The organism is Paenibacillus sp. FSL H7-0703 (assembly GCF_038003485.1).
Lineage (GTDB): Bacteria > Bacillota > Bacilli > Paenibacillales > Paenibacillaceae > Paenibacillus > Paenibacillus polymyxa_B.
In genome coordinates this window covers 179,569-203,203 of the sequence record NZ_JBBOPF010000002.1, presented here as the reverse complement: position 1 = coordinate 203,203, position 23,635 = coordinate 179,569, and the positions used below count along the sequence as shown (strand labels likewise).

Sequence of the window (23,635 nt, the reverse complement as noted above, 5' to 3'; positions counted from 1 at the left end):
AAGTTTCTACGTGCTGGGAGGCAAAAGAAGATGAAGGACTTTTTTCAATATATTCTAGGCGAGGTAAAAAGCGGACGGATACAGAAAGAGGATGCCATTGTAAAAATACGCCAATTTCAAGCTCAAATGGCTTCGCATGAGGCCCCGCAAAGCGGAACAAGGACTGCGGGGTCCCTGGCGGATAGGGGAGTCCTTATGCTTGAGCCTTTCTGGAAAGAGAAAGTTGTTGCTCTTCAGAAAGTGGCACGCCCTGAATTTAGCCAGCATCTAGTGGTACTTTGCGAACTGGATCATTTCGCGGAGCGAAGCATTGAATTGCTCATGAAAGGAACCCGTTGCATCAAGCTGCATGCCAGCCAAAGCAGCATGGATGAACGCTTTCAGGCGTATGCCCTCCAGCTGCTCACGGAAGTGCAAATGGTTCTCACAGAGGAATCCAAGGGTAGCGTACTGATACAGATTGCAGTTTCCGCACAAAGCGCACAGCAACCTTTCGCAGGACTATTGGGATTACTGCAGACAGCTGAGAAAGAAAACCCGAAAATCGTAGGGCAGTTCGTAGAATTGGAATCTGTAGGTCTGGAAGAGGTGATTGAGAAATTAAAAGAGAACAGTCAATATCCAAAGGATAAAAGGATACGGTATGAGGATGGCAAACGTCTGGTCCTCGGCTGGAACGAGATGAAACCCACCGAGACAATGGGAAGAGTGCCCTGGAAGGATCGGGGGACTTATTTGATTATAGGCGGTGCAGGAGGTTTAGGACTTATTTTTGCGGAGGATATCGCGCAGCGAGTCAGGGAAGCCACGCTAGTTCTTGTAGGCCGTTCAAATCTGGACGAAGGTAGACAGGCCATATTGGAGAAGTTGAAGGCGCTGGGGGCGCGCGTTGAGTACAGACAGGTAGATGTAGCACGGAAGGAAGAAGTCTCCAAATTGATCCTTGAGATCAGGGAAGAGTATGGAGGCCTTGATGGTATCCTTCATAGTGCTGGAGTAATACAGGATCGTTTTATCGTGAATAAATCACAGGAAGAGTTCGCGGGAGTAATGGCACCAAAGGTTGCCGGACTGGTGAACTTAGATCAGGCGACCAAGGAGCTACATCTTGATTTCTTTATTCTCTTCTCCTCAATAGCTGGGATTATGGGGAACCCCGGTCAAGCCGACTATTCTGCCGCAAATGCCTTTATGGATGCCTATGCCGCGTATCGAAACAGCCTTGTATCCTCAAAGGAGCGCAAAGGGCAGACGCTATCTGTCAATTGGCCTCTCTGGAAGGACGGAGGGATGCATGTGGACGATGACACGGAGAGGGCTTGGCAAAGTATTGGCATGGTAGCTATGCAAGCTTCAAACGGTATCCAGGCTTTATATAACGGTCTGGCCGCTGGTCTAAATCAGTTATTGGTCATAGAAGGTGAGCAATCCAGATTGCAAAAGTATTTCTTGGAGTCCCAATCGCAGGAGAAAGAATATGTTGAAGAGTCAGCTTCTTCAGAGGTGAATCTTGAACTGCTTCTGGAAAAAACCTTACATCAGCTAAAACTGTTGTTTGGAGAAGTTACCAAGCTGAGCATTGACAAGATTGATGTCAGCGAGCCTTTGGAGAGCTATGGCATAGACTCCATCATGATTACAAGGCTTAATCAAAAGCTGCAGGGGATTTTTGGAGAAATATCAATGACCTTGTTTTATGAATATCAGACGTTGGAAGCAGTGGCCGAATATTTTATTGCTGATTATCACAAGGAATGCGTACGGTGGACAGGACTCGGAAGCCCGATGAAGACGGAAGAGAAATCCGTCTCCATTTCCGCAACCTTGCATGCTGCCAGCGAGATTTCTTTGTCACCCCTGCCAAAGGAAGCAAACAATCGTATCTGCAACACGGCTACTAACAGAGACCGTGTGAAACACGAGCAAATAGCGATTATTGGTATAAGCGGACGATATCCGCAGGCCAAAAATATGGAAGAGTACTGGAGTAATCTGGAACAGGGCAAAGACTGTATAACAGAAATTCCTGCGGAACGCTGGAAGAGGGAAGGTTTCTACTGTTCCGACATCAAAGAAGCGGTTGAGAAGGGCAAAAGCTATAGTAAATATGGAGGATTTGTGGAGGATTTTGCGGATTTTGATCCTCTCTTCTTTAATATATCTCCCCGGGAAGCGATGAGTATGGATCCTCAGGAGCGAATATTCCTGGAAGAATGCTGGAAGGTTTTCGAGGATGCAGGATATAGTAGGGAACAGCTCGCCGAACAGTATAATGGCCGGATTGGCGTCTTTGCAGGAATCACCGGAACGGGGTTCAATCTATATGGACCAAAGCTGTGGGAACAAGGACAACCCGTCTTTCCGCGAACCTCCTTCAGCTCGGTAGCCAACAGAATATCCTATTTCTTGAACTTAAAGGGGCCCAGTATCCCGGTTGATACCATGTGCTCTTCCTCATTAACTGCAATCCACGAGGCCTGTGAGCATATCTTTAACGGTGAATGCGAAATGGCTGTTGCTGGAGGAGTCAACTTATATCTTCATCCTTCAAGCTATATCTTTCTCAGTACGATGAGAATGCTATCGCCTGAGGGACGGTGTAAAAGCTTTGGGGAAGGCGGGAATGGATTTGTCCCTGGCGAAGGTGCAGGGGTCGTGCTGCTCAAACCTTTATCACGAGCCATTGCAGACAAGGACCATATCTATGCCGTTATTCGGGGAACCCGTATCAACCATGGAGGAAAAACAAACGGGTATACCGTGCCTAACCCGGTAGCACAGGGTGAACTGATTAGAGAAGCTTTTGATAAAGCAGGCGTAAATGCCCGGGCAGTCAGTTATATTGAGGCCCACGGTACTGGAACGGAGCTCGGCGATCCTATTGAAATCACCGGGCTTACCCAGGCATTTAAGAAAGATACGCAGGACACGGGGTTTTGCGCTATCGGCTCGGTAAAATCAAACATAGGCCATTTAGAGGCGGCCGCAGGGATTGCAGGCATCGCTAAAATCATCTTGCAAATGAAAAACCAGAAAATTGCCCCTAGCCTGCATTCCCAGGAACTGAACCCTAATATAAACTTTTCCAAAACGCCATTTGTAGTCCAACAGGGGCTTTCTGAATGGGAGCGTCCGATAGTGGAGGAGGACGGCGAACAACGGGAATACCCGAGGATCGCCGGGATATCTTCCTTTGGAGCCGGTGGGGCTAATGCCCATATCGTCCTTGAGGAATACCTCCCTGCGGAACAGGATGACTTTCAAAATGCCTTTACTCCTCCAAGACCAGTCGTCGTAGTTCTGTCGGCAAAAAGTGATGGAGCATTGAAGGAGCAGGTAAGCCAATTGGCTACTGTAATGGATCGGAATGAGTTTTCCGATCATGATCTGGTGAATGTGGCTTATACCTTGCAGACAGGACGTGAGGCGATGGAAGAGCGCCTCGCTGTGGTCGTTGAGTCAGTGGAGGAACTTAGAAACAAGTTACGGGGCTTTATTGGAGGAAGACAGAGTATTGCACAGCTTTACCGGGGACAGGCCAAGCGAGACAAGGAGAGCTTGAACATGGCCTCAGAGGAGAAAACGCTCGATGAAACGGTTGATTTACAGATTCTAGCGGAAAAGTACGGCAGAATCTCAGACTTGTGGGTCAAGGGTGTCCATATGGACTGGAGCAGACTTTACGGTAATGTCCAGCCCCGGCGTATCCCTTTACCCACATATCCTTTTGCCAGAGAACGATATTGGATACATGTAGATGAAGAAAAGCCTGTCGCCAATACGGCTGCACATCTACATCCATTACTGCATCAAAACACCTCCGTACTTTCTGAGCAAAGATTTAGTTCAACCTTTAGCGGCCAGGAGTTTTATCTGAAAAACTCCGTAATTGACAGAAAGCTTGTCCTGTCAGAAGCGGCATGCCTTGAAATGGTGCGGGCAGCGGTTGAGCAGTCGTTAACAGTACAGGAGAAGGGGCAGGCAAACATCATTATTAAAGATATTGTATGGACACATGCTCCCGCTATAGGAGATCAGCCGTTAGAAATACATATAGGGCTCTTTCCGGGAGATCAAGGAGCGATTGGCTTCAAAATCTACAGCAGATTAACAGAAGTCGGGGACCCTGTCTTACACAGCCAGGGTAATGCCGAATTGGAGATGTTGAATGCAGCGGAAACGTGGGATATACAGGCTTTGCAGATGGAATGCTTTCAGCATGTTTCGCCTGGGATAGACGACGAAGCAGTGTGGGACATGGGAGCCGACGACAGTCTGGGGCATCAGGCCAATGAACAAGTGCATATAGGACAGGGGTTAGTGCTGGCCAAGCTATCGTTGCCTTCCGGTATTAGGAATACTGAGGGCTTATTTGTTTTGCATCCCTTTATAATAAACGCTGCTTTGCAAATGCCGCCGGCATACTTGTTTTCGAATGATGAAAATATCATGTGGCCTTCAGGCATTGATCCTCTACAGAAAATACGGCCGACTGCCATTGAGGGACTCGAAATATTTCGGGAATGTCCCTGTGAAATGTGGGCGTTGATCCGGTATAGCAGAGGAAGCGGGGCTGGTCATAATACGCAGAAGTATGACATTGATTTGTGTGATGAGGCAGGCCAGGTCTGCGTGCGTATAAAAGGATGCTCCTATAAGGTAGTGGGCGCATGTGAGAAAACACCTGGTGCAATGATGCTCCAACCCTTCTGGAAAGAACAGGCGGTTGTTGCGGAGGACACGGAGGTTCCCATTTACGAACGACATGTAGTAATGCTTTGCGAAATAGATACCATTGCTGCAGGAGATATCGAGTCCTCCTTGGCAGGAGTGGAATGTATCACTCTGCAATCCGGTATGGAGGAGGTCGATCGCCGCTTCGAAATGTATGCTGTCCAGGTTTTTGAAAAAATAAAAAGTATCCTGAATGACAAACCCAAAGGCAAGGTGCTGGTGCAGATTGTAACGATGCCTCAACATGAAAAGCTGCTCTTCGCTGGGCTGTGCGGCATACTCAAAACTGCGCAAAAGGAAAATCCAAAGATCCATGGTCAGTTAATTGAAGTTGAGGGTACAGAAAAAATGGAAGGGCTCATCGAAATACTAAAGACGAGCAGCCGACACCCTGCGGATAGCCGCATCCGGTTTGCAGAAGGCAAACGTTGGGTTCCTGTCTGGAGTAAAGCAGAAATGCCGTCAGAGACACCGGATATTCCATGGAAAGACCGCGGGGTTTATTTGATTACTGGAGGAGCAAAGGGTTTAGGTCTTATTTTTGCTAAAGATATTGCGCGTCAGGCCAAGGAAGCGACTTTGATTCTTAGTGGACGTTCCCTACTGGACCAGGACAAGCAGACCTCATTGGAGGAATTGAAGGCATTGGGCGCCCGGGTGGAATACAGACAGGTGGATGTCACGCGGAAGGAAGCTGTGGTTGGCTTAATTGAAGATATCAAACAGACATACGGCGGAATCAACGGCATCCTACACAGTGCTGGAATAATCCAGGATAACTACATTATTAAAAAGACTAGCCTGGAATTCAGGGCAGTGCTGGCGCCCAAGGTTGCGGGACTGGTAAATCTGGACCAAGCCAGTAAGGACATTGCTCTTGACTTCTTTATCCTTTTTTCGTCAGGTTCGGGAGTAGGTGGTAATGCAGGTCAGTCTGACTATGCTGCCGCGAATGCTTTTATGGACGCATATGCCTGGTACCGCAATACCTTGGTATCCTCCATGGAGCGTACAGGCAAAACGCTGTCCATCAATTGGCCGTTATGGAAAGAAGGCGGAATGCGCCCTGACCAAGAGACGGAGAAGGCCATGCAGAAGGTGGGTATGTATGCAATGAGGACAGAGACAGGCATGAGCGCCCTGTACCAAAGCATAGCCTGCATACCGGATCAGGTCATGGTGATCGAAGGAGACGTAGAGCTAATCAGCAACATGATGATCATGGAGGGACAGCTTGAAGAAAGCGGCAAAGCATCCCGGGATCAGGCGCTCGGATCAGAAGCTGAGGCATACATCGTTTCCTCCACAGCAAACAAGACAGGGTCCGGCCGTGAAGGAGACCTGTTGCGTGAAAAGACGGTCCATTACTTGAAGACCCTGCTTTCATCGTCCATCGGCCTGCCCGTATATCGAATCGAAGAGGATACACCTTTTGAAAATTATGGGGTTGATTCTATAAAGTCTATGGAGTTGACCGACCAGCTGGAGAAAACATTCGATCAGGTGTCGAGGACTCTATTTTTTGAATATCCGAATATCCGGAGTTTAACGGAATATTTTGTAGAAGCCTATCGAGACCAATTGATTGCTTTGTTTGGTATAGATCAGGTAGCGGTGGCAGGCGCGAAAGCTGACACAACCTTTGCAGCAAACAAGGAAGTGTCCGGCAGAGCAGAGGACCTGCTGCGTGAAAAGACAGTCCATTACTTGAAGACCCTGCTTTCATCGTCCATCGAACTGCCAATATATCGAATCGAAGAGGATACACCATTTGAAAATTATGGGGTTGACTCTATAAAGTCTATGGAGTTGACCGACCAACTGGAGAAAACATTCGATCAGGTGTCGAGGACTCTATTTTTTGAATATCCAGATATTAGGAGTTTGACGGAATATTTTATGGAAGCCTATCGAGACCAATTGATCGCTTTGTTTGGTATAGATCAGGCAGCAGCTGCCGGTGCAAAAGCCGACACAACTTCTATAACAAATAAGGCAGTGTCCAGCCAGGAAGAAGAGCTACTACGTGAAAAAATGATAAGTTACCTAAAGCGCCTGCTCTCTTCGTCCACTGGACTGCCGGAACACCGCATTGAAGAGGACAAAAATCTGGAAAACTACGGTGTTGACTCCATAAAGTCAATGGAATTAACCGATGAGCTGGAAAAAAACTTCGGACCGCTATCGAGGACCTTACTTTTTGAATATCCGAATATTCAGAGTTTAATAGAATATTTCCTGGAATCGCATCGAGGCGAATTAATTGAATGGTTTGGTATGCAGCAGGTAAAAGCCCCTTCTCCGATATTCCGTCATCCCCAATTTTCGGCAACTGAGGGAGAGCCTCCAGAGGAGAAGAAACAAGAAACAGGAGCGATGGACATTGCTGTCATCGGGATGTCCGGGAAATATCCAAGTGCGGAAAATCTTCAGGAGTTCTGGAGCAATCTCCAAGAAAGCAAGGACTGCATTACCGAAGTTCCAAAAGATCGTTGGGAGCATGATCTTTATTTTGACAAGGAGAGAAATAAGCCGGGAAAAACCTACTGCAAGTGGGGCGGTTTCATGGAACGAATAAGCCTGTCAGAGCCAGCATTCTTTCATCTCACCCCCTATGAGATCAGTTTAATGGACCCGATGGAGCAACTCTTCCTGGGGATAATATGGAATTTGCTTGAAAGTGCAGGATATACGCGAGAGGCATTACAGAAGAAACACCAGAACAAGGTTGGCGTCTATGTGGGCGCTACGTATCACAAATACTGCTCCTGTGATACCGAACCGGACTCTGCTCAACGGGTAACATCATTTGGGTCTGTTGCAGTCGCAAACCCCATGTCGCATTATTTCAATTTCCAGGGACCGAGCATATCCATTGATACGATGAGCTCTTCCTCAGCTGTAGCTGTCCATATGGCATGTGAAAGCCTGATCAGGGGAGAGTGTCAAATAGCGGTAGCTGGCGGGGGGAATCTATTAACCAGTCCCAAAAAATATATTGAATCCAGCCAAAATCAGTTGATTGGAAGTCATGAAGATAGCAGAAGCTTTGCAGATGGGGATGGGTACCTTCCAGCGGAAGGAGTTGGAGCGGTACTCTTAAAACCGCTTCATAAGGCTGTACAGGATGGAGATTGCATTTTAGCGGTTATTAAATCCACGGCAACCAATCATGGGGGACATAGCAATGGATATACAATCCCTAACCCCAATGCGCAGGCGCAACTAGTCGAAGAAAACTTTTTGAAAGCCGGTATAGACCCCCGGACGATCAGTTATGTAGAGGCAGCCGCAAATGGGTCTACATTGGGAGACCCTATTGAACTCGCTGCTTTGAATAAAGCATTCCAGAAATTCACGACCGAGCAGCAATTTTGTGCCATTGGCTCAGTCAAATCCAATATTGGGCATGCAGAAGCGGCTTCGGGGATATCACAGCTAACCAAGGTCATATTGCAATTATGGCATCGAAAACTGGTTCCTACCATTAAGGCCGAGAAGCTTAACCCTAATATTAATTTCAGTAATACTCCATTTTATTTGCAGCGGGAAGTTCAGGAATGGGAGCGGCCTGTGATTGAGATGCAGGGAGAAAAACGGGAGTTCCCGTTGCGGGCAACCGTAAGCTCCTTTGGTGCAGGAGGCTCTAATGTGCATTTCATTCTGGAAGAATATATCCCTTCAGAAAAAGACAACATTCATTTACGAGTGGCAGATCAGCCCCAAGTGGTGATTCTCTCGGACATAAATCGTGAGAGACTGATGGCGCTTGCCAATCAATTACTGGGATATCTGGAGCAGCAGAGCGATGATGCCTTACAAGATATTGCCTTTACACTTCAGACAGGCCGGGAAGCGATGACATGCCGGGCGGCAATCGTAGCGAGTACGCGGCAGGATCTACTCACGGGTCTTAGGGAACTTCTCGAAATAGCCGATAGCGGCAACGGGCCCGAAGGGGCATCTATTCCTTTATTTATAGGAGAAAGTGCAGAAGACTCAAACACGAGTGCGCTTCTCTCAGGGAAAATAGGAGAAACTGTTTCTCAATTGCTGCTAGAGGAGAAAAACATGGAGAATATAGCGATGTATTGGACCCAGGGGGGCAGGATTTCATGGGAGGCACTCCATAAGGATAAAGATGTCCGCAGGATCCCCCTACCGATAACCCAGTTTTAAACATAAACAGGGAACCGATCACTATCAGATGGAAAATACAAAATATTCTGGAGGTAAATCATGAGGGAATTTAAAGATAAGATAGCCGTAGTTACGGGAGCCGCCAGTGGGATTGGCCGTGCTATTGCGGACCGATGTGTAAATGAGGGTATGAAGGTCGTCCTCGCGGATATTGAGGAGGAGGCCCTTCTAAGGGCCGAAAAACAATTGAAAGACATGGGTGCAGAAACGTTATCCGTGGTGACGGATATTTCCAAAGAAGCTGATATACGTGCATTAGCGCAAAAAACGGTTCAGACATTTGGAGCTGTGCATCTTTTGTTCAACAATGCAGGGGTGGACGCCGGCACGGGCTGCTTATTGTGGGAAAATACGGTGGCAGATTGGCAGTGGGTAATAAACGTAAACATATGGGGGATTCTCTTTGCAACTGAAGTTTTTGTTCCTATTATGCTGAAACAGAAAACCGCATGTCATATTGTGAATACAGCATCCATCGCCGGACTATTGTCCGGCCCCGGTAATGGAATATATAGCGCGTCAAAACATGCCGTTTTAAGCTTGTCTGAAACGCTACACCAAGAACTCAGATTGATAGGTTCCAATGTAGGAGTTTCGGTTGTCTGCCCTGGGTTCGTACGTACCCAAATTATGGATGCGGACCGGAACCGACCGACGGAGCTGGGTAAGCAGACCGGACTAGGAAATCTTCCCCCGGAAAGACAAGTCATTAATCAATTGGCCCGCAAGGCTGTCCAGAATGGAATACTTCCAGAGGATGTAGCAAATCAGATGTTTGAGGGAATCAAAAAAGGGCAGCTATATATCATAACAGAGCCGAAATTCAAACCTGCAATAAGACAACATATGGAGAATGTTCTTAACGAAAGCAATCCTACACCTTCCCAAATGCAATTAGTTCGCAATTTACTGTGAAATATTTATTTTAAATGGTTTTATTAGGATTTTATCAATGAGTATGTTGTGGGAGGTTAGAATGGACAGATCTGTGATTTTTATGTTTTCAGGCCAAGGCTCACAATACTACGGCATGGGAAGAGAATTATATAGGTTAAATTCAGTTTTTCGGAAATGGATGACCAAGCTGGATGAGATTCATACGGATATTACAGGCAGGTCCGTATTAAAAATGCTGTACGACGACAACCGTGGGAGGGGGGACGTGTTTGATAGCCTGTTATATACTCACCCTGCAATTTTCATGGTGGAGTATGCCCTCACACAGGTATTACTGGAAAAGGGGATTTATCCTGATTATATTTTGGGTTCCAGCCTCGGTGAATTTGCATCTGTTGCTGTGGCTGGCTGTATGAGTTATGAAGATACTCTTCAATGCCTTGTCAAGCAAGCACAAATGGTAGAAAACTACTGTCCAAAGGGTGGCATGCTGGCCGTAATTGGCGACCTCAGTTTGTATGACCAAATATCCGTATTGAATGCCAGCTCAGAGTTAGCATCAATCAACTACGACTCGCATTTTGTCATTTCTGGCAGCTGTGAGGAACTGGAAAAAATTGAACGCTACTTGATAGCTAATGAGATTATATGTCAAAGACTGCCGGTCCAGTTTGCTTTTCACTCTTCCTTAATGGACCCTATAGCCTTGAAATATACAGCGTTTTTAAAGCTTAAAACTCTAAGAAATCCGACCATAAATATGGTCTCATCTATGTTCGGAGGCAAGGCGACATCCCTTGACAACCGTTTTCTTTGGGATGTTGCTAGAAAACCTATCCGTTTTCGGAACGCTTTAAAATGTCTGGGAGACGGGGAAGGGATTATCTATATTGACCTTGGCCCCTCAGGCACTCTTGCTAATTTTGTGAAGTACAATTTTGGTATCAAGAAAATGGCAAGTATTTGTTCTATTCTTTCACCTTTTCAAAACGATATGAAAAATTTGGATCGTCTATTTGAAATATTCGACTAATATGCATTTACTAGCAAAAAGGAGGACACAAATGATCGCATATCTGTTCCCTGGACAAGGGGCTCAAGCCAAAGGCATGGGAGTAGGACTATTTGACGAATTTCAGGAATTGGTTGCAAAAGCGGATGCTATTCTTGGTTATTCTATTAAGAAACTGTGTCTTGAAGATCCTGCCAATCAACTAGGACAAACGGATTTTACCCAACCGGCGCTATTTGTCGTAAACGCTTTGAGTTATCTTAATACATTAAAAGAGACTGGAAGAAAACCCGATTATGTTGCAGGACATAGCCTAGGTGAATACAATGCCTTATTTGCCGCAGAGGCATTTGACTTTGAAACGGGCTTGAAGCTGGTTAAAAAAAGAGGAGAACTGATGGTCAAGGCTGCCGGTGGTGGTATGGCAGCGGTCATAGGCTTGAACGAGGAAGTATTTAGAGAAGTTATCGAGAAAAATAATTTAAGGGAGATTGATGTTGCTAATTTTAATTCGCCAAGCCAGATTGTCATCTCAGGACCGAAGGACATGATTGAGCAGGCGCAGCCAATTTTTGAGGATGCAGGAGCCACAAACTATGTGATTTTAAATGTAAGTGGAGCATTTCACTCCAGGTATTTGGAAGATGCCAGACAGAGATTTGAGGCCTATGCGTCACAGTTCGAATTCTCAAAATTGAAAATACCAGTCATTTCAAATATCTATGCCAGACCCTACAGGCAGCAAGATGTAAGGAGTACGCTGATCAACCAGATCGTAAGTCCAGTCAAATGGTCGGAAAGTATAAGATATCTAATGGGTAAAAATGTAACCCAGTTCATACAGGTTGGGCCTGGAAAAGTCATAACAGGGTTGGTTAACGCAATACAACGAGACGCAGAACCGCTGATTGTGAGGGAGGATGAGGAACGTAGCGAGCAGGTACAGGAAGTAAAGTCGAAGAATAGTATATCCGGCCAACGATTTACGGCAGAGTCTCTTGGTCATAGCGAATTCAAACAATATTATGGACTTAAATACGCGTATCTTATGGGTTCGATGTATAAGGGAATATCTTCAAAAGAGATGGTCGTAAAAGCAGGTAAGGCAGGAATGATGGGATTCTTTGGGGCAGGGGGAGTCAAGATTGGGGCCCTTGAGGAAGCTATAAAGTATATTCAGCAAGAATTGAACCAAGGCGAAGCCTATGGAATGAATCTTATTCATGTTCCCGATCACCTGGAAATAGAAAATAACATCGTTGATTTGTACATAAAATACGGTGTTAGAACTATTGAAGCCTCTGCTTTTATGAGTATAACGCCTTCTTTGGTAAGGTACAGATTGAAAGGTTTGAAACGAAATGAAAAGGGTATCGTAACACCGCAGAACAGGATTATAGCGAAAGTATCAAGACCCGAGGTTGTGGAGGCATTCTTAAGTCCTGCGCCTCAGAATATCGTAAATAAACTGCTCGAGGAAAATAGGATAAGCCGGGATGAGGCCCGGATGGCGATGGAAATTTCTATGGTAGACGATCTGTGCGTCGAGGCTGATTCAGGCGGGCATACGGATCATGCGGTTGCATATGTACTGGTTCCGTTAATGCTTAAAATGAGGGATGAAGCGTTACTTAAGTATAAATACAATAAAAGTATAAGGGTAGGGGCAGCCGGGGGGATAGGGACTCCACAAGCAGCTGCGGCAGCGTTTATACTGGGTGCGGATTTTATCATGACAGGCTCAATCAACCAATGTACGGTTGAAGCAGGGACAAGTGATGATGTAAAAGATTTGCTCCAGCAGTTAAATATACAGGATACAGACTACGCTCCTGCAGGGGATATGTTTGAAATAGGAGCGAAAATTCAGGTTATGAAAAAAGGAGTTTTTTTCCCGGCCAGGGCGAATAAATTATATGATCTTTACCGTAATTATAACTCCATAGATGAAATTGATAGCGGAACCAAAAAATATATTGAAGAAAAGTATTTTAAGAAGAGTATTGAACAAGTATATGAAGATATTAAAGCTTATTACCCGGCTGAGATCATTGAAAAAGCTGAAAGAATTCCTAAACGTAAGATGGCGTTGATATTTAGATGGTACTTTACTTATTCTACACGACTTGCAATGAATGGAGACAAACACAGTAAGGTTGATTATCAAGTACACTGCGGACCAGCACTCGGCGCTTTTAACCAATGGGTTAAGGGAACAGTCTTTGAGAATTGGAAGAACAGGCATGTTGACGAAATAGGACAAAAAATAATGGTTGAAACTGCGGAATACCTGAATGAGAGGTATAAAGCTTTAACGATAATGTGAGTATATGTGTGGAGAAAAATAGAAATCATTAAGATGATAGGGAAAAAAAGAAAGTGGGGTTTTTCATGCATAGTTATAGGACTCATAACTGTGGAGAATTGGATCAAAAACATGTCGGTGAAGTAGTGAGAATTGCAGGATGGATAAAAAATATGCGTGACCATGGCGGGGTTATTTTTATTGACCTTAGGGATCATTATGGAGTAACGCAGATTGTTGTTTCTGATAATAACGAATTGAAAGATTTTGTATCAAAGATCACCAGAGAGTCAACTATTTCTGTTACAGGTACTGTATGTAACAGATCTGAAAATACGATTAGTCCCACTATGAAAACCGGGCATATTGAGTTAGCTGCTAATGAGATAAAAGTTTTAGGGAAGGTAGTGAATCCATTACCTTTTGAAGTATCTTTAGCAAATGAAGCTCGGGAGGATTTAAGATTAAAGTATCGTTTCTTGGATCTACGGAATGAAAAAATACACAATAATATTATACTTCGTTCTAAAGTAATTCAAAGTATCAGAAGAAAGATGATCGATTTGAATTTTTTAGAGATCCAGACACCTATCCTGACAAGTTCATCTCCAGAGGGCGCCAGAGACTATCTAGTTCCTAGTAGAGTACATCCAGGCCAATTTTATGCATTGCCTCAGGCACCTCAACAATTTAAACAATTATTAATGGTTTCGGGCTTTGATAAATATTTTCAAATTGCTCCTTGCTTTAGAGATGAGGATGCAAGGGCAGACAGATCACCCGGCGAGTTTTATCAGCTGGATTTGGAAATGGCTTTTGCAACACAGGAAGATGTCTTTAATGTAGTTGAAAATATGCTATATGAAGTTTTCTCTGAATTTACAGATTTTAAAATTTCAAAGCCTTTTACCAGGATTCCATATCAAGAAGCCATGCTCAAATACGGGAGCGATAAACCTGATTTAAGGAATCCATTAATTATCCATGATGTTACAGAGCTGTTTACAGAGACTGATTTTAAAGTATTTAAAAATAAAACGATAAGAGTTATTGCTGTTCCTGGTTGTGGAGCACAGCAAAGAAGCTTTTATGACGATATAGTAAACTTTGCTGTTGAGGCTGGAGCGAAAGGCCTCTCATGGATTAAGTTCAATGATGATATGTCTCTTAGTGGCTCTATTGCAAAATTCATTTCTGAAGAGGTGAAAAACGAATTAATACATGTTACGCAAGCTAGTTCAGGATATGCACTGTTTTTTGCTGCTGACCAACTTAAAAATGTCGAAAAAATAGCCGGTGCTGTCAGAAATCAATTAGGAAAAAGACTGGATTTGCTGGAAAAGGATATATATAAATTTTGCTGGATAGTTGATTTTCCTATGTTTGAATTGGATCCTGATACTCATAAAATTGGGTTTAGTCATAATCCTTTTTCGATGCCACAAGGTGGTATGGATGCGCTACTGAATATGAATCCTCTTGATATCCTTGCGTACCAATATGATATTGTATGTAATGGGATTGAACTGTCCTCGGGTGCTGTCCGGAATCATGATACGGAGATTATGGTAAAAGCCTTTGAGATTGCAGGTTATACATATGGAGACATCAAGAGTAAATTTCCTGCACTCTTTAATGCTTTTCAATTTGGGCCGCCGCCTCATGCAGGTATAGCACCTGGAATTGATAGGATTGTTATGATCATTGCAAATGAATCGAATATCCGCGAGGTTATTGCTTTTCCAATGAATAGCAAAGCGCAGGATCTATTAATGGGAGCACCTTCGGAGGTTACTGAAAAACAATTGAGAGATGTTCATATAAAATTGGTAAATACTCAGCCAGAAACAGAATAAACAGATTCAACAACATACTGAAAGCAAAGGCTCAATCCGGCACGTATTTAAATCTCATTGAGTGTGTTAAAAACTCTCCCTGCTAGATGCAGAGGAGAGTTTTTTATTTAGCTCAGATTGGGGTTGTTCACTATGCAATCTTCATCGGTACACTGGAAGGTATAGCAGGCTTATCGAGTGGAGCTATACCAAAAAGTAGAAATTATAGGAATACAGGAAAATCGAAATAGCTAGAAACGAAAGAATCAGCGTCGCGGTGTATACCTTTCTTAACAATGTAGTTTGGGTAACACTGCATCTTCTTACAGCAAGATAGGTGGCCGGTACAAAGGCAAGCCCCAGTACCCAGAAAAAGATAATATTCAAATTGAAATTGGACATAGGCTGAAAGGGGTCGCCTATCAATTGGATGCTGGAAGCAATGAGATTGACGATCACAAGCAGACCCAGCAATGGTATTACGGTTACACTGTCAGGCAAGGGAAGCCGCGAAGTACTCTTCTGCTTTCTTGCGTCCTTGAGCTTCCGCAGCCATCCAATAATACCGAAAATAGAACCAAGCGCAAACCAAATACCGCATCCCCCGACCAGAATATAACTAAAAATGGATGTTTGCAGGAAGGATATCGGCAATTGGTCATCGATCACTCCATATGACAACTGCGTCACTTTACCATCGGCATTGGTTAAGAAAAAAAGACGGCTGATATTTAGGCCCGCATGATCATAAGGAGTGCTCCCGGGAGTCACGCGTTCAAAAAAATAGGGTTTGGTTTCTACATAATCAACATTAATATTCATGGATGGAATACTCAGAGTGATTCCGCCATTGCCGTTGGCTGTGACTACTTCTTCCGCATTGGATAATACGGGTATAAGCTTCAATATACCAGATGATACTGCGCGAGCAGAACGGTATTTTCCCGCCACATCCCCGCTATGCTTCAACGTGCTGTCCGCTTGCGGAGTAGCGTGGGAACCCCCGACAAACAGGTCAATGAGTTCGCTTCTCGCCCCGGACATTTCATTTTCCACATTAGTCAGAATACTGATCCCAAAGTTTTGATCCGGCACGATAGAGACCAGAGAGGAGAATGAATCTGTATTTCCACCGTGCTCGATAACACGATAATCTCCCGCGAACCGTTCCCAAAAGCCATGGGCATTCCCCGGAAGCTCGGGATAGTGGGTATACGAAGCCTCATGCATTTCTCGCAAGGTTTCATTCTTGTTGAACAGCGAATGTTTTAAGGAATGGTCCATGTTCAGATGAGCAAGCATAAAATGAGCCATGTCCTCCGAAGTAATGTTTAACGCACCAGCCGGCACATCATTAAAGAAAACATTCGGCTTTGCCACCCAGTTTCCATCCTTCTTGGAGTAGCCTGTTGCTTTATGTTCGATAACCTCTGGGATAAGATCATACCGTTGTGTAAAGTAAGAATGTTTCATGTCTAGAGGCTCAAATATATGTTTCTGAATATAGGTTTCAAAAGGTATTCCGGATACACGTTCTATAATATAACCGGCCAGGTTGGTCCCATAGTTGGAATAAGCAATCACTGTTCCAGGCTCATAAATCTGTTGAGGCTGATTTCCGGGTGCGATATGCTCCTTGAGAGGCCTAAGATCAGCAGCGTCATGAACCAAAAGTTTTTCCAGGCGCTCCTCAAAACCTGCCGTGTGGCTCATCAATGATTTCAGGGTAATAGGCTTATCAAAAGAAGGCTTGAGAAAGCCGTCAGGCAAGTATGTGCGGATGTCCGTATTCAAATCCAGCTTTCCTTGCTCAACCAGTTGCATTACTGCCGTCCAGGTGAACAATTTCGATACGGAACCGGCCTCCATATAGGTTGTTTCCGTACTCATGGGTGTTTGTTTCTCGATGTTTGCGTATCCGTAACCTTTTGAAAAAACAATTTTTCCGTCCTTTACTATGGAAACCGCAGCACCAGGAATCGCTGTTCCTATATATTTTTTCATAATTTGATCTGTTCTGTTTTCGATTTCGGAAATCGGAATTCCAGAGGGAGTGGTTGGAACGGACCCAGAAGCATATGCCTGGACCGGGATAAATGCCATCAATGCCAACAGGAACAAAGAGGCAAATCGTTTTTTCAATTTCATATCAAGTCTCCTTTTTGCTGCGCTTGAATCTTTAAGAGCAGTCTGTTTTTTGGAACATTTTTAGTGTAGCAGTCAAGTCTTTCTTATTTCTCTCCTGTTCCTTACTTTTTTCTTTCTCAAATGAAGCTTCAACTCTCAAATGATTTACCGAAAAAAAGCAATATTTACGTTGGTACAGCTTTATATGTATGTTGACTACCTATAAAATAAAGACAAGAAGAATCCTCATAGTTGAAAAAAATAGGAGATGACAATAAATGAAAGCCTGTGAACCTCTGACTATTTCATCTGAAAGCGGATACAATCTTCAAACTGATGAAAGTGTGCCAATTGCCCACGCCTGGAACATGATTGTGCGAGATCATAAGCAAGTGTTTGGCTGCGAGCCATTGCTAACAGAAGTAGAGCCCTCGATCATTATCCGTTATGCGCAGGAAGGAGATAGCTGTCCGCATTGGCCAGAGGGCTATTGTCTGCGTTTTGTTGCTGGTAGCAAGGGAACGGTACTCCATATTATTGGCCGTGATGAATTAGGAATTATTTATGGACTGCTTCATTACAGCCGTTTCGCTCTGGGTGTGGAGCCGTTCTGGTTCTGGGCGGAGATTCTACCGCCTAAGCGGGATACCATAGTTTTGCCGAGTCAGAATGTTGACAGTATACCGTCCAAGGTCCGATATCGGGGATGGTTTGTCAATGATGAGGTATGCTTGATTGGCTGGAAGGATGATTATCCACCGACGGAGCAGGTGTGGCAGCCCGTTTTTGAAGCGTTACTGCGCTGTGGTGGAAATATGGTGATTCCCGGAACCGATTTACCACGCACAGGTATCCATCATAAGCTTGCAGCAGACATGGGCTTATGGATCACACATCATCATGCTGAACCGTTGGGGGCGGAGATGTTTTTGCGCGCCTTTCCGGGTAAACAAGCTAGCTACAGAGAGCATCCCGAGCTGTTTGAACAGCTGTGGCAGGAAGCGATTGAACGGCAAAAGGAAGAGAAGATTGTATGGGTATTATCTTTTCGCGGGCAGGGTGACAAGCCTTTTTGGGAAGATGATCCTTCCTTTAATACGCCGGACAAACGTGGACAATTAATCTCATATGTGGTTCGCAAGCAGTACCATATGATCTGTGAATTTGTGGAGCATCCCGTGTGCTGCATGGCGATGTATGGTGAGATTGCCGAGTTATACAAGCAGGGGCATATTGAAGTACCCGAAGGGGTGATCAAAATATGGGCGGACAATGGTTACGGTAAAATGGTATCTCGGCGCCATGGGAATCTTAATTATCGTGTACCAGCATTGCCTGAGGCGCAGGATGGGGGCAAGAATGGAGTATATTACCATGTGACTTTCCACGACTTGCAAGCGTCAAACCATCTTACCCAATTTCCCTCCTCAGCCAGCTTGATTGTAGAGGAATTAACAGCAGCGTTTACTACAGGGGCGGACGAGTACCTGCTGGTCAATTCAGGTAATATTTTGCCACATGTATATACGCTGGATTTAGTAGCAAATTTATGGACGAAGGGTGAAGTGGATGCTGAAGAGCAGCTTACTGATTTTATCGGACGGCTGTACAGTAGTCAGCATCAAGAGATTTCCGATTTATACCGGGATTATTCCCGTTATACGATCGTTTATGGCCCGCATAAGGATGATCGGGCAGGGGAGGAGTTTTATCACCATCCGGCTCGGCAGATTATGGGGTATTGGCTACAAGGCAAAGAAGGCAGTGATGAACGACTGTACTGGGCCACTGGAGAAAGGGCTTTTCCTGAACAGGTACGCTGGTTCAAGGAAAAAGCCGAGTCGGTAATCCCGGACTGGGTTGAACTGCGAGAGCGGTGTCTACGAATCATGAAGCAGTTGTCAAAAGATGAATGTCGAAGGCTGTATAATCAACTGCTTGTGCAGATTGAACTGCATCTAAGTGGCTCACGTGGACTGGCAAGCTTATGTAGCGCTTATGGGCTGTTCCTTGAAAAAGATTATCCACGAGCATTTATACAAGCTTCTCATACCGTTTGGAGCTATCGAATGGGTAAAGAAGCTTTATCGCTCGCAGGAACTGGAAGATGGGAGCATTTCTACCGGGCAGATTGGTTAACCAATCTAGATAACACTATTTCTCATGCGGACACTTTGCGGAGATTTCTTCGTCTTCAGGGAGACAGTCCGGATATGTTCCTGTGGTCCAAACAATATTTAATGCCAGAAACAGAGAAATATATCTACCTAGAGAATACGCATCGCAAGCCCCTTCCCGATGATGAGTTGGCACGCAGTCTGGAGAAGGTATTATATTAAAAAGGAAGGCATGTAGCATAAGAAGCAACAGCGTCTGCCTGCAACCTTTCCAGCTTATACTACGTCAATGAAGTTGTTAATGGCCAAGCGGCCTAATTCAACTACAAGGTGGAACTTAACATGAGTATGAGAAAAAGTGCATTCGCAGCCATTACAACTGTAGCCATTTTGTCCTTCTCCATTGGAGGTCAAATGTCTGCGGCAGACAGTCAATTCAAGGATTTGAACAACGTAAGCGGCAAAGAAAAAATCATATCCCTTAAAGATCAGGGTCTACTCAAAGGTGTCTCTGACACGCAGTTTCTTCCGTCATCTAAAGTGACCGCTGCCCAAGGCATTCAGTTGATCTCCGGCGGACTCCAGCTCAGTTTGGCCGCGATTGATTTTAATAAAGCGCCACAGGCCAGTGGACTGTTCACCCATGTTAGGGATACCGCATGGTACGCTGAAGCCTTTATCAACGCTCATTATAATGGTGTGGTTATTCCAAAGGATATTGATCCTGCCAAAGCTCTGACTAAGGAACAGTTCACCCACATGCTGATTCAGGGCATGGAAAAAGCAGGCGCTCTTCCGATGATTAAAATCGCACCTGCGAATATTGCGGATGACAGCGAACTGGAGCCTTCTTACCAAGGTAGCATTCAACGCTCGCTAGTCTACAAGGTCAATACCTTGGATGCAAATGAAAAGTTTCATCCAAAAAAAGAGATTACACGTGCCGAAGCTGCTGTTATGTTATATAATGCATTGGAATACCTGAATGCTCATACAAAATCGTAATAAATACAGCAATAAAGAGCTTTTCTTCTGAGGGAATTAAGCTTTCAGTTACTTGACATCATTATCGTTAATGTTATAATAAGGAAATCGAATTTAGACCTGCGGTAGCTGATTACCGTAAGGATATTTTCCTGGTCCTTCGGCATATAACACAGGTAACGAATAAATAAGCTGGCTCCGGATGAGGAGTTCAGCTTATTTTTTTGGATCAAAAAGCTTACCGTTTTCACAGATCTACATATTGAGAGGAGACAGGGGTATGTTTGGGAATGACTGGGATGATGTACTACGAGAAGAGGTCGAAAAGCCATACTTTAATGAATTAAGGTATACGTTAGCCCGAGAGTACAAGTTACATAAGGTATATCCTCCAAAAGAAGACTTGTTTTCCGCACTTAAATTAACGCCATTTCATCTGACCAAAGCGGTTATATTGGGACAGGATCCATATCATGGAGAGGGACAAGCTCACGGTTTGAGCTTTTCTGTTAGACCTGGTGTGCGAACACCGCCATCTCTACTAAATATATATAAGGAGCTTCGCGATGATATCGGTACTCCCATTCCGAATCAGGGATACCTCGTTCCTTGGGCTGAGCAAGGCGTGCTGCTGCTAAACAACGTGTTAACCGTACGTGAAGGACAACCGCAATCTCACCAGGGAATAGGTTGGGAACGTTTCACGGATGCTGTCATTGAAGCGATTAATGAGCGCGAGCAGCCAGCAGTGTTTATTTTGTGGGGGAGCCATGCTCAGAAAAAAGCAAGCTTCGTGAATACCAGCAAGCATTTGGTGCTGAAATCCGTTCATCCGAGTCCATTGGCGGCTCACAGAGGCTTTTTTGGCAGCAAGCCTTTTTCGCGTACCAATGCATTTTTGCAGGAGCATGGAATGGAGCCGATTCGGTGGGAGATTCCTAACCGCTAGCACTGGAGGTGAGGACATGCGTCAATGGAAGGGACGTCAGGTCATTTTATATCACGGCAACAACGATCATACCCAGAAGGTGCGCGGCACGCTTGAAAAATGGGATGATATACGAAAGTGCGTTATTTTAGGCCCGAAAATGCTGGCTATTCCTTTTGAAAATATTACGTATATTACCATGCTACCTCCGGGGCGTGAGCGTAGAAGCCGCCATCCGGCGAAGCTCAACGCTATCGGTTATGTAATGAGTGTTCCGTTACAGTTTGATAATGCCATTCATTTTCAGTCGGCGGTGACGATTTGGAGAGAAGATCAGCTGATTGCTTATAATGTAAAGCTGGTTAGTCACTCGGCACACAATGTAATCCTTGAAGATGGACAAACCTTATCTAAAGAAGAGCATTTGTTTGTGGTAAGGTCACTGCGTGGAGAACTTTAACTGTAATTATTCACCTTTTTTTGATGAAGGGTTCAATTTAGTAAGCTGCTAACCGATAAAAGTAATGGGATTGTTAATTATATCCTATTTTATAGAGATGAAACTAAGGGAGAGAAACGAATGGAGCGTATGAAACGTATGAGCAAACGGAGTACCTTCTTACTTGCTTTGCTGATGTTTGTATTTGCAGCATGGCCAGCGGGTTTGATCCGGGCTGAGGAGAGCACGACCTCCACGGTACAGTGGGACAGTCAAAATCCGACTACATTGAATCTGGGTGGAAGCCCCGCTCAATTAAAAGTGTGGTCATTGACTGAAAAGGGCAAAGAAGATGTTACCCAAAAGGCAGAATGGATCTCTGGGGATTCAAGCATTTTAAAGGTTGATAAGGGGCTCATTACTCCTGTGTCAAAAGGGCAGATTAAGGTTGTTGCCACATATGAGCAGCAAACGGTAAGTACAACGATTACAGTAAAATCGCCTTACAGCAAGCTGCAATTAAATCCGTCTAGTCCCATTAATTTGACGATTGGCGGAGAATCAAAGCAATTGACTGCTCAAGGTGTACTTACTGGAGGTGGGACGGAAAATGTATCCGGTGTCGAATGGACTTCTTCGAATGCGGCTGTTGCTACCGTTGAAGATGGTCTTGTTCGTCCACTTGCCAAAGGCGTGACTTACATTAAAGCGAGCAAAGATGAACTTAAAGCACAAACGATTGTGTATGTGCGTTCTTCTTCTCAGGCGTTAGTATTGAGTGCAACTGGGGCCAAATCGGTCTTTCTGGGTAGCTCCCCAATTCAGGTTAGTGCAACCGATGTCAACCTGACTGGCGGCAAAACAGATGTAACCAACACGGCAGAATGGACTTCCTCCAATCCGCTGGTTGCCACAGTCGAGCAAGGTAAAATCACACCAATGGATGCAGGCAATTCGACGATTACAGCGTCCTATCACGGTTTGAGCAAGACTCTGAAGATTAATGTACTTCCAACGGTTGAAAAACTGGTTTCGAGCAAAGCCAGTCTGACTCTCGAAACAGGAGGCAAAACTTCTCTTCCGAGTATATCTGCTTATTTGGTCAATGGGGCAAAAAAAGCAGTTCAATCCGATGTAAAATGGAGCTTAAGCAGTGAAAGTGCAGTTAAAATAGCAAATGGTAAGCTAGTTGCAGTGAACCCAGGCAGTGCAACATTGACAGCAACGGTAGGTGCGCTCAAACTGGATATTCCAGTGACTGTGCAATACAAAGTGCTCAAGCTGACCGCTTCTGAGAAAAAATATGTATTGGTTGCAGGCCAAGAAGCAAGTATTCCGACAGTAAAAGCACACATGGCTGGTGGTGGAATCCTGGATGTTACCAATCAGGTAAGCTGGGTAGGTACAACAGCCGCAGTTACAGTAGCAAATGGTAAAGTAAAAGCGGTGAATGGCGGTAACTCTGGAATCAAGGCTATGTATATGAACAAATATGTGAAAGTACCTGTCATTGTGGAAGGAGCCATCTCTACATTGACACCAAGCTTTTCGAGTGCTGATATGAATTTGAAAGGAAGTAAGTCCATCAAAGTCATCGGCATATATACGGATGGTAAAAAAGCTACGCTGAGCAGTAAAGTGAAATGGACAACATCGAATGCTTCCGTAGCGATCGTAAAAGGCTCTTCCATTAAAGCCGTTGGAATTGGAAACGCAACGATTACGGGCACATATCAGGATAAGTCGTTTAACGTTGAGATCAAGGTCACACCTAAGCTGCTCAAACTGGTATTGAGCAATAAAAACCTGAAATTGCCTAAAGGCTCCTCTCAAGTGCTTAGTGTGAATGCAGTTTATGATTCAGGTGCAACTACCAATGTGACAAGCTCAGCGGTATGGACATCTTCCAAACCGTCGATCGTACAGGTTACTGGCGGTCAGGTGAAGGCGATTGATACCGGAAGTTCCAGTATCAAAGTAGTCTATGGTGGTAAGACTGTAGCGACATCGGCCAGAGTGTTAAAATAGTCTACGCATATTGCCTCATCCACTTATAC

General features: G+C 44.7%; 11 protein-coding genes. 10 read left to right on the top strand and 1 reads right to left on the bottom strand.

Going from position 1 to position 23,635, the window contains the following annotated elements; translation table 11 throughout:
• The first annotated feature begins 30 nt into the window (after window positions 1-30).
• The 5 genes from MHB46_RS25250 (at window position 31) to aspS (ending at window position 15,004) form a co-directional block, all read left to right on the top strand.
• Entirely contained in the window at window positions 31-8,913 is an 8,883-nt protein-coding gene (locus MHB46_RS25250; protein ID WP_341163871.1) for a type I polyketide synthase, read from the top strand.
• Between the two features lie 60 nt (window positions 8,914-8,973).
• Window positions 8,974-9,849 carry an SDR family NAD(P)-dependent oxidoreductase gene (locus tag MHB46_RS25245; protein ID WP_341163870.1) on the top strand — a complete coding sequence of 292 codons (876 nt, stop codon included), beginning with the start codon at window positions 8,974-8,976 and terminating at the stop codon, window positions 9,847-9,849.
• 37 nt (window positions 9,850-9,886) lie between these two features.
• The gene (locus tag MHB46_RS25240; protein WP_341163869.1) at window positions 9,887-10,864 is read left to right on the top strand and encodes an acyltransferase domain-containing protein; all 978 of its coding nucleotides are present in this window, start codon (window positions 9,887-9,889) and stop codon (window positions 10,862-10,864) included.
• Window positions 10,865-10,895: 31 nt separating this feature from the next.
• Window positions 10,896-13,169 carry an ACP S-malonyltransferase gene (gene fabD, locus MHB46_RS25235; protein WP_341163868.1) on the top strand — a complete coding sequence of 758 codons (2,274 nt, stop codon included), beginning with the start codon at window positions 10,896-10,898 and terminating at the stop codon, window positions 13,167-13,169.
• Window positions 13,170-13,234: 65 nt separating this feature from the next.
• Window positions 13,235-15,004 carry an aspartate--tRNA ligase gene (gene aspS, locus MHB46_RS25230; protein WP_341163867.1) on the top strand — a complete coding sequence of 590 codons (1,770 nt, stop codon included), beginning with the start codon at window positions 13,235-13,237 and terminating at the stop codon, window positions 15,002-15,004.
• A gap of 183 nt (window positions 15,005-15,187) precedes the next feature.
• Here the strand turns inward: aspS and MHB46_RS25225 are convergent, their stop codons facing one another.
• Window positions 15,188-17,131 (bottom strand): serine hydrolase domain-containing protein, encoded by a 1,944-nt coding sequence (locus MHB46_RS25225; protein ID WP_341163866.1) that lies wholly within the window; start codon window positions 17,129-17,131, stop codon window positions 15,188-15,190.
• 257 nt (window positions 17,132-17,388) lie between these two features.
• On the opposite strand from MHB46_RS25225, the gene MHB46_RS25220 reads away from it, so the two are divergent.
• From MHB46_RS25220 to MHB46_RS25200, 5 genes are all read left to right on the top strand, one after another.
• Complete coding sequence (locus tag MHB46_RS25220; RefSeq protein WP_341163865.1) at window positions 17,389-19,449, top strand: glycosyl hydrolase 115 family protein; 2,061 nt, start codon at window positions 17,389-17,391, stop codon at window positions 19,447-19,449.
• 120 nt (window positions 19,450-19,569) lie between these two features.
• The gene (locus MHB46_RS25215; protein WP_165177454.1) at window positions 19,570-20,232 is read left to right on the top strand and encodes an S-layer homology domain-containing protein; all 663 of its coding nucleotides are present in this window, start codon (window positions 19,570-19,572) and stop codon (window positions 20,230-20,232) included.
• Window positions 20,233-20,491: 259 nt separating this feature from the next.
• A complete protein-coding gene (locus MHB46_RS25210; RefSeq protein WP_013310967.1) occupies window positions 20,492-21,160 on the top strand; it encodes a uracil-DNA glycosylase in 669 nt (222 codons plus the stop codon).
• 16 nt (window positions 21,161-21,176) lie between these two features.
• Window positions 21,177-21,599: a hypothetical protein gene (locus tag MHB46_RS25205; protein ID WP_061828460.1), complete on the top strand. Its 423-nt coding sequence runs from the start codon at window positions 21,177-21,179 to the stop codon at window positions 21,597-21,599.
• A gap of 120 nt (window positions 21,600-21,719) precedes the next feature.
• Entirely contained in the window at window positions 21,720-23,606 is a 1,887-nt protein-coding gene (locus MHB46_RS25200; RefSeq protein WP_341163864.1) for an Ig-like domain-containing protein, read from the top strand.
• The last annotated feature ends 29 nt before the right edge of the window (window positions 23,607-23,635 follow it).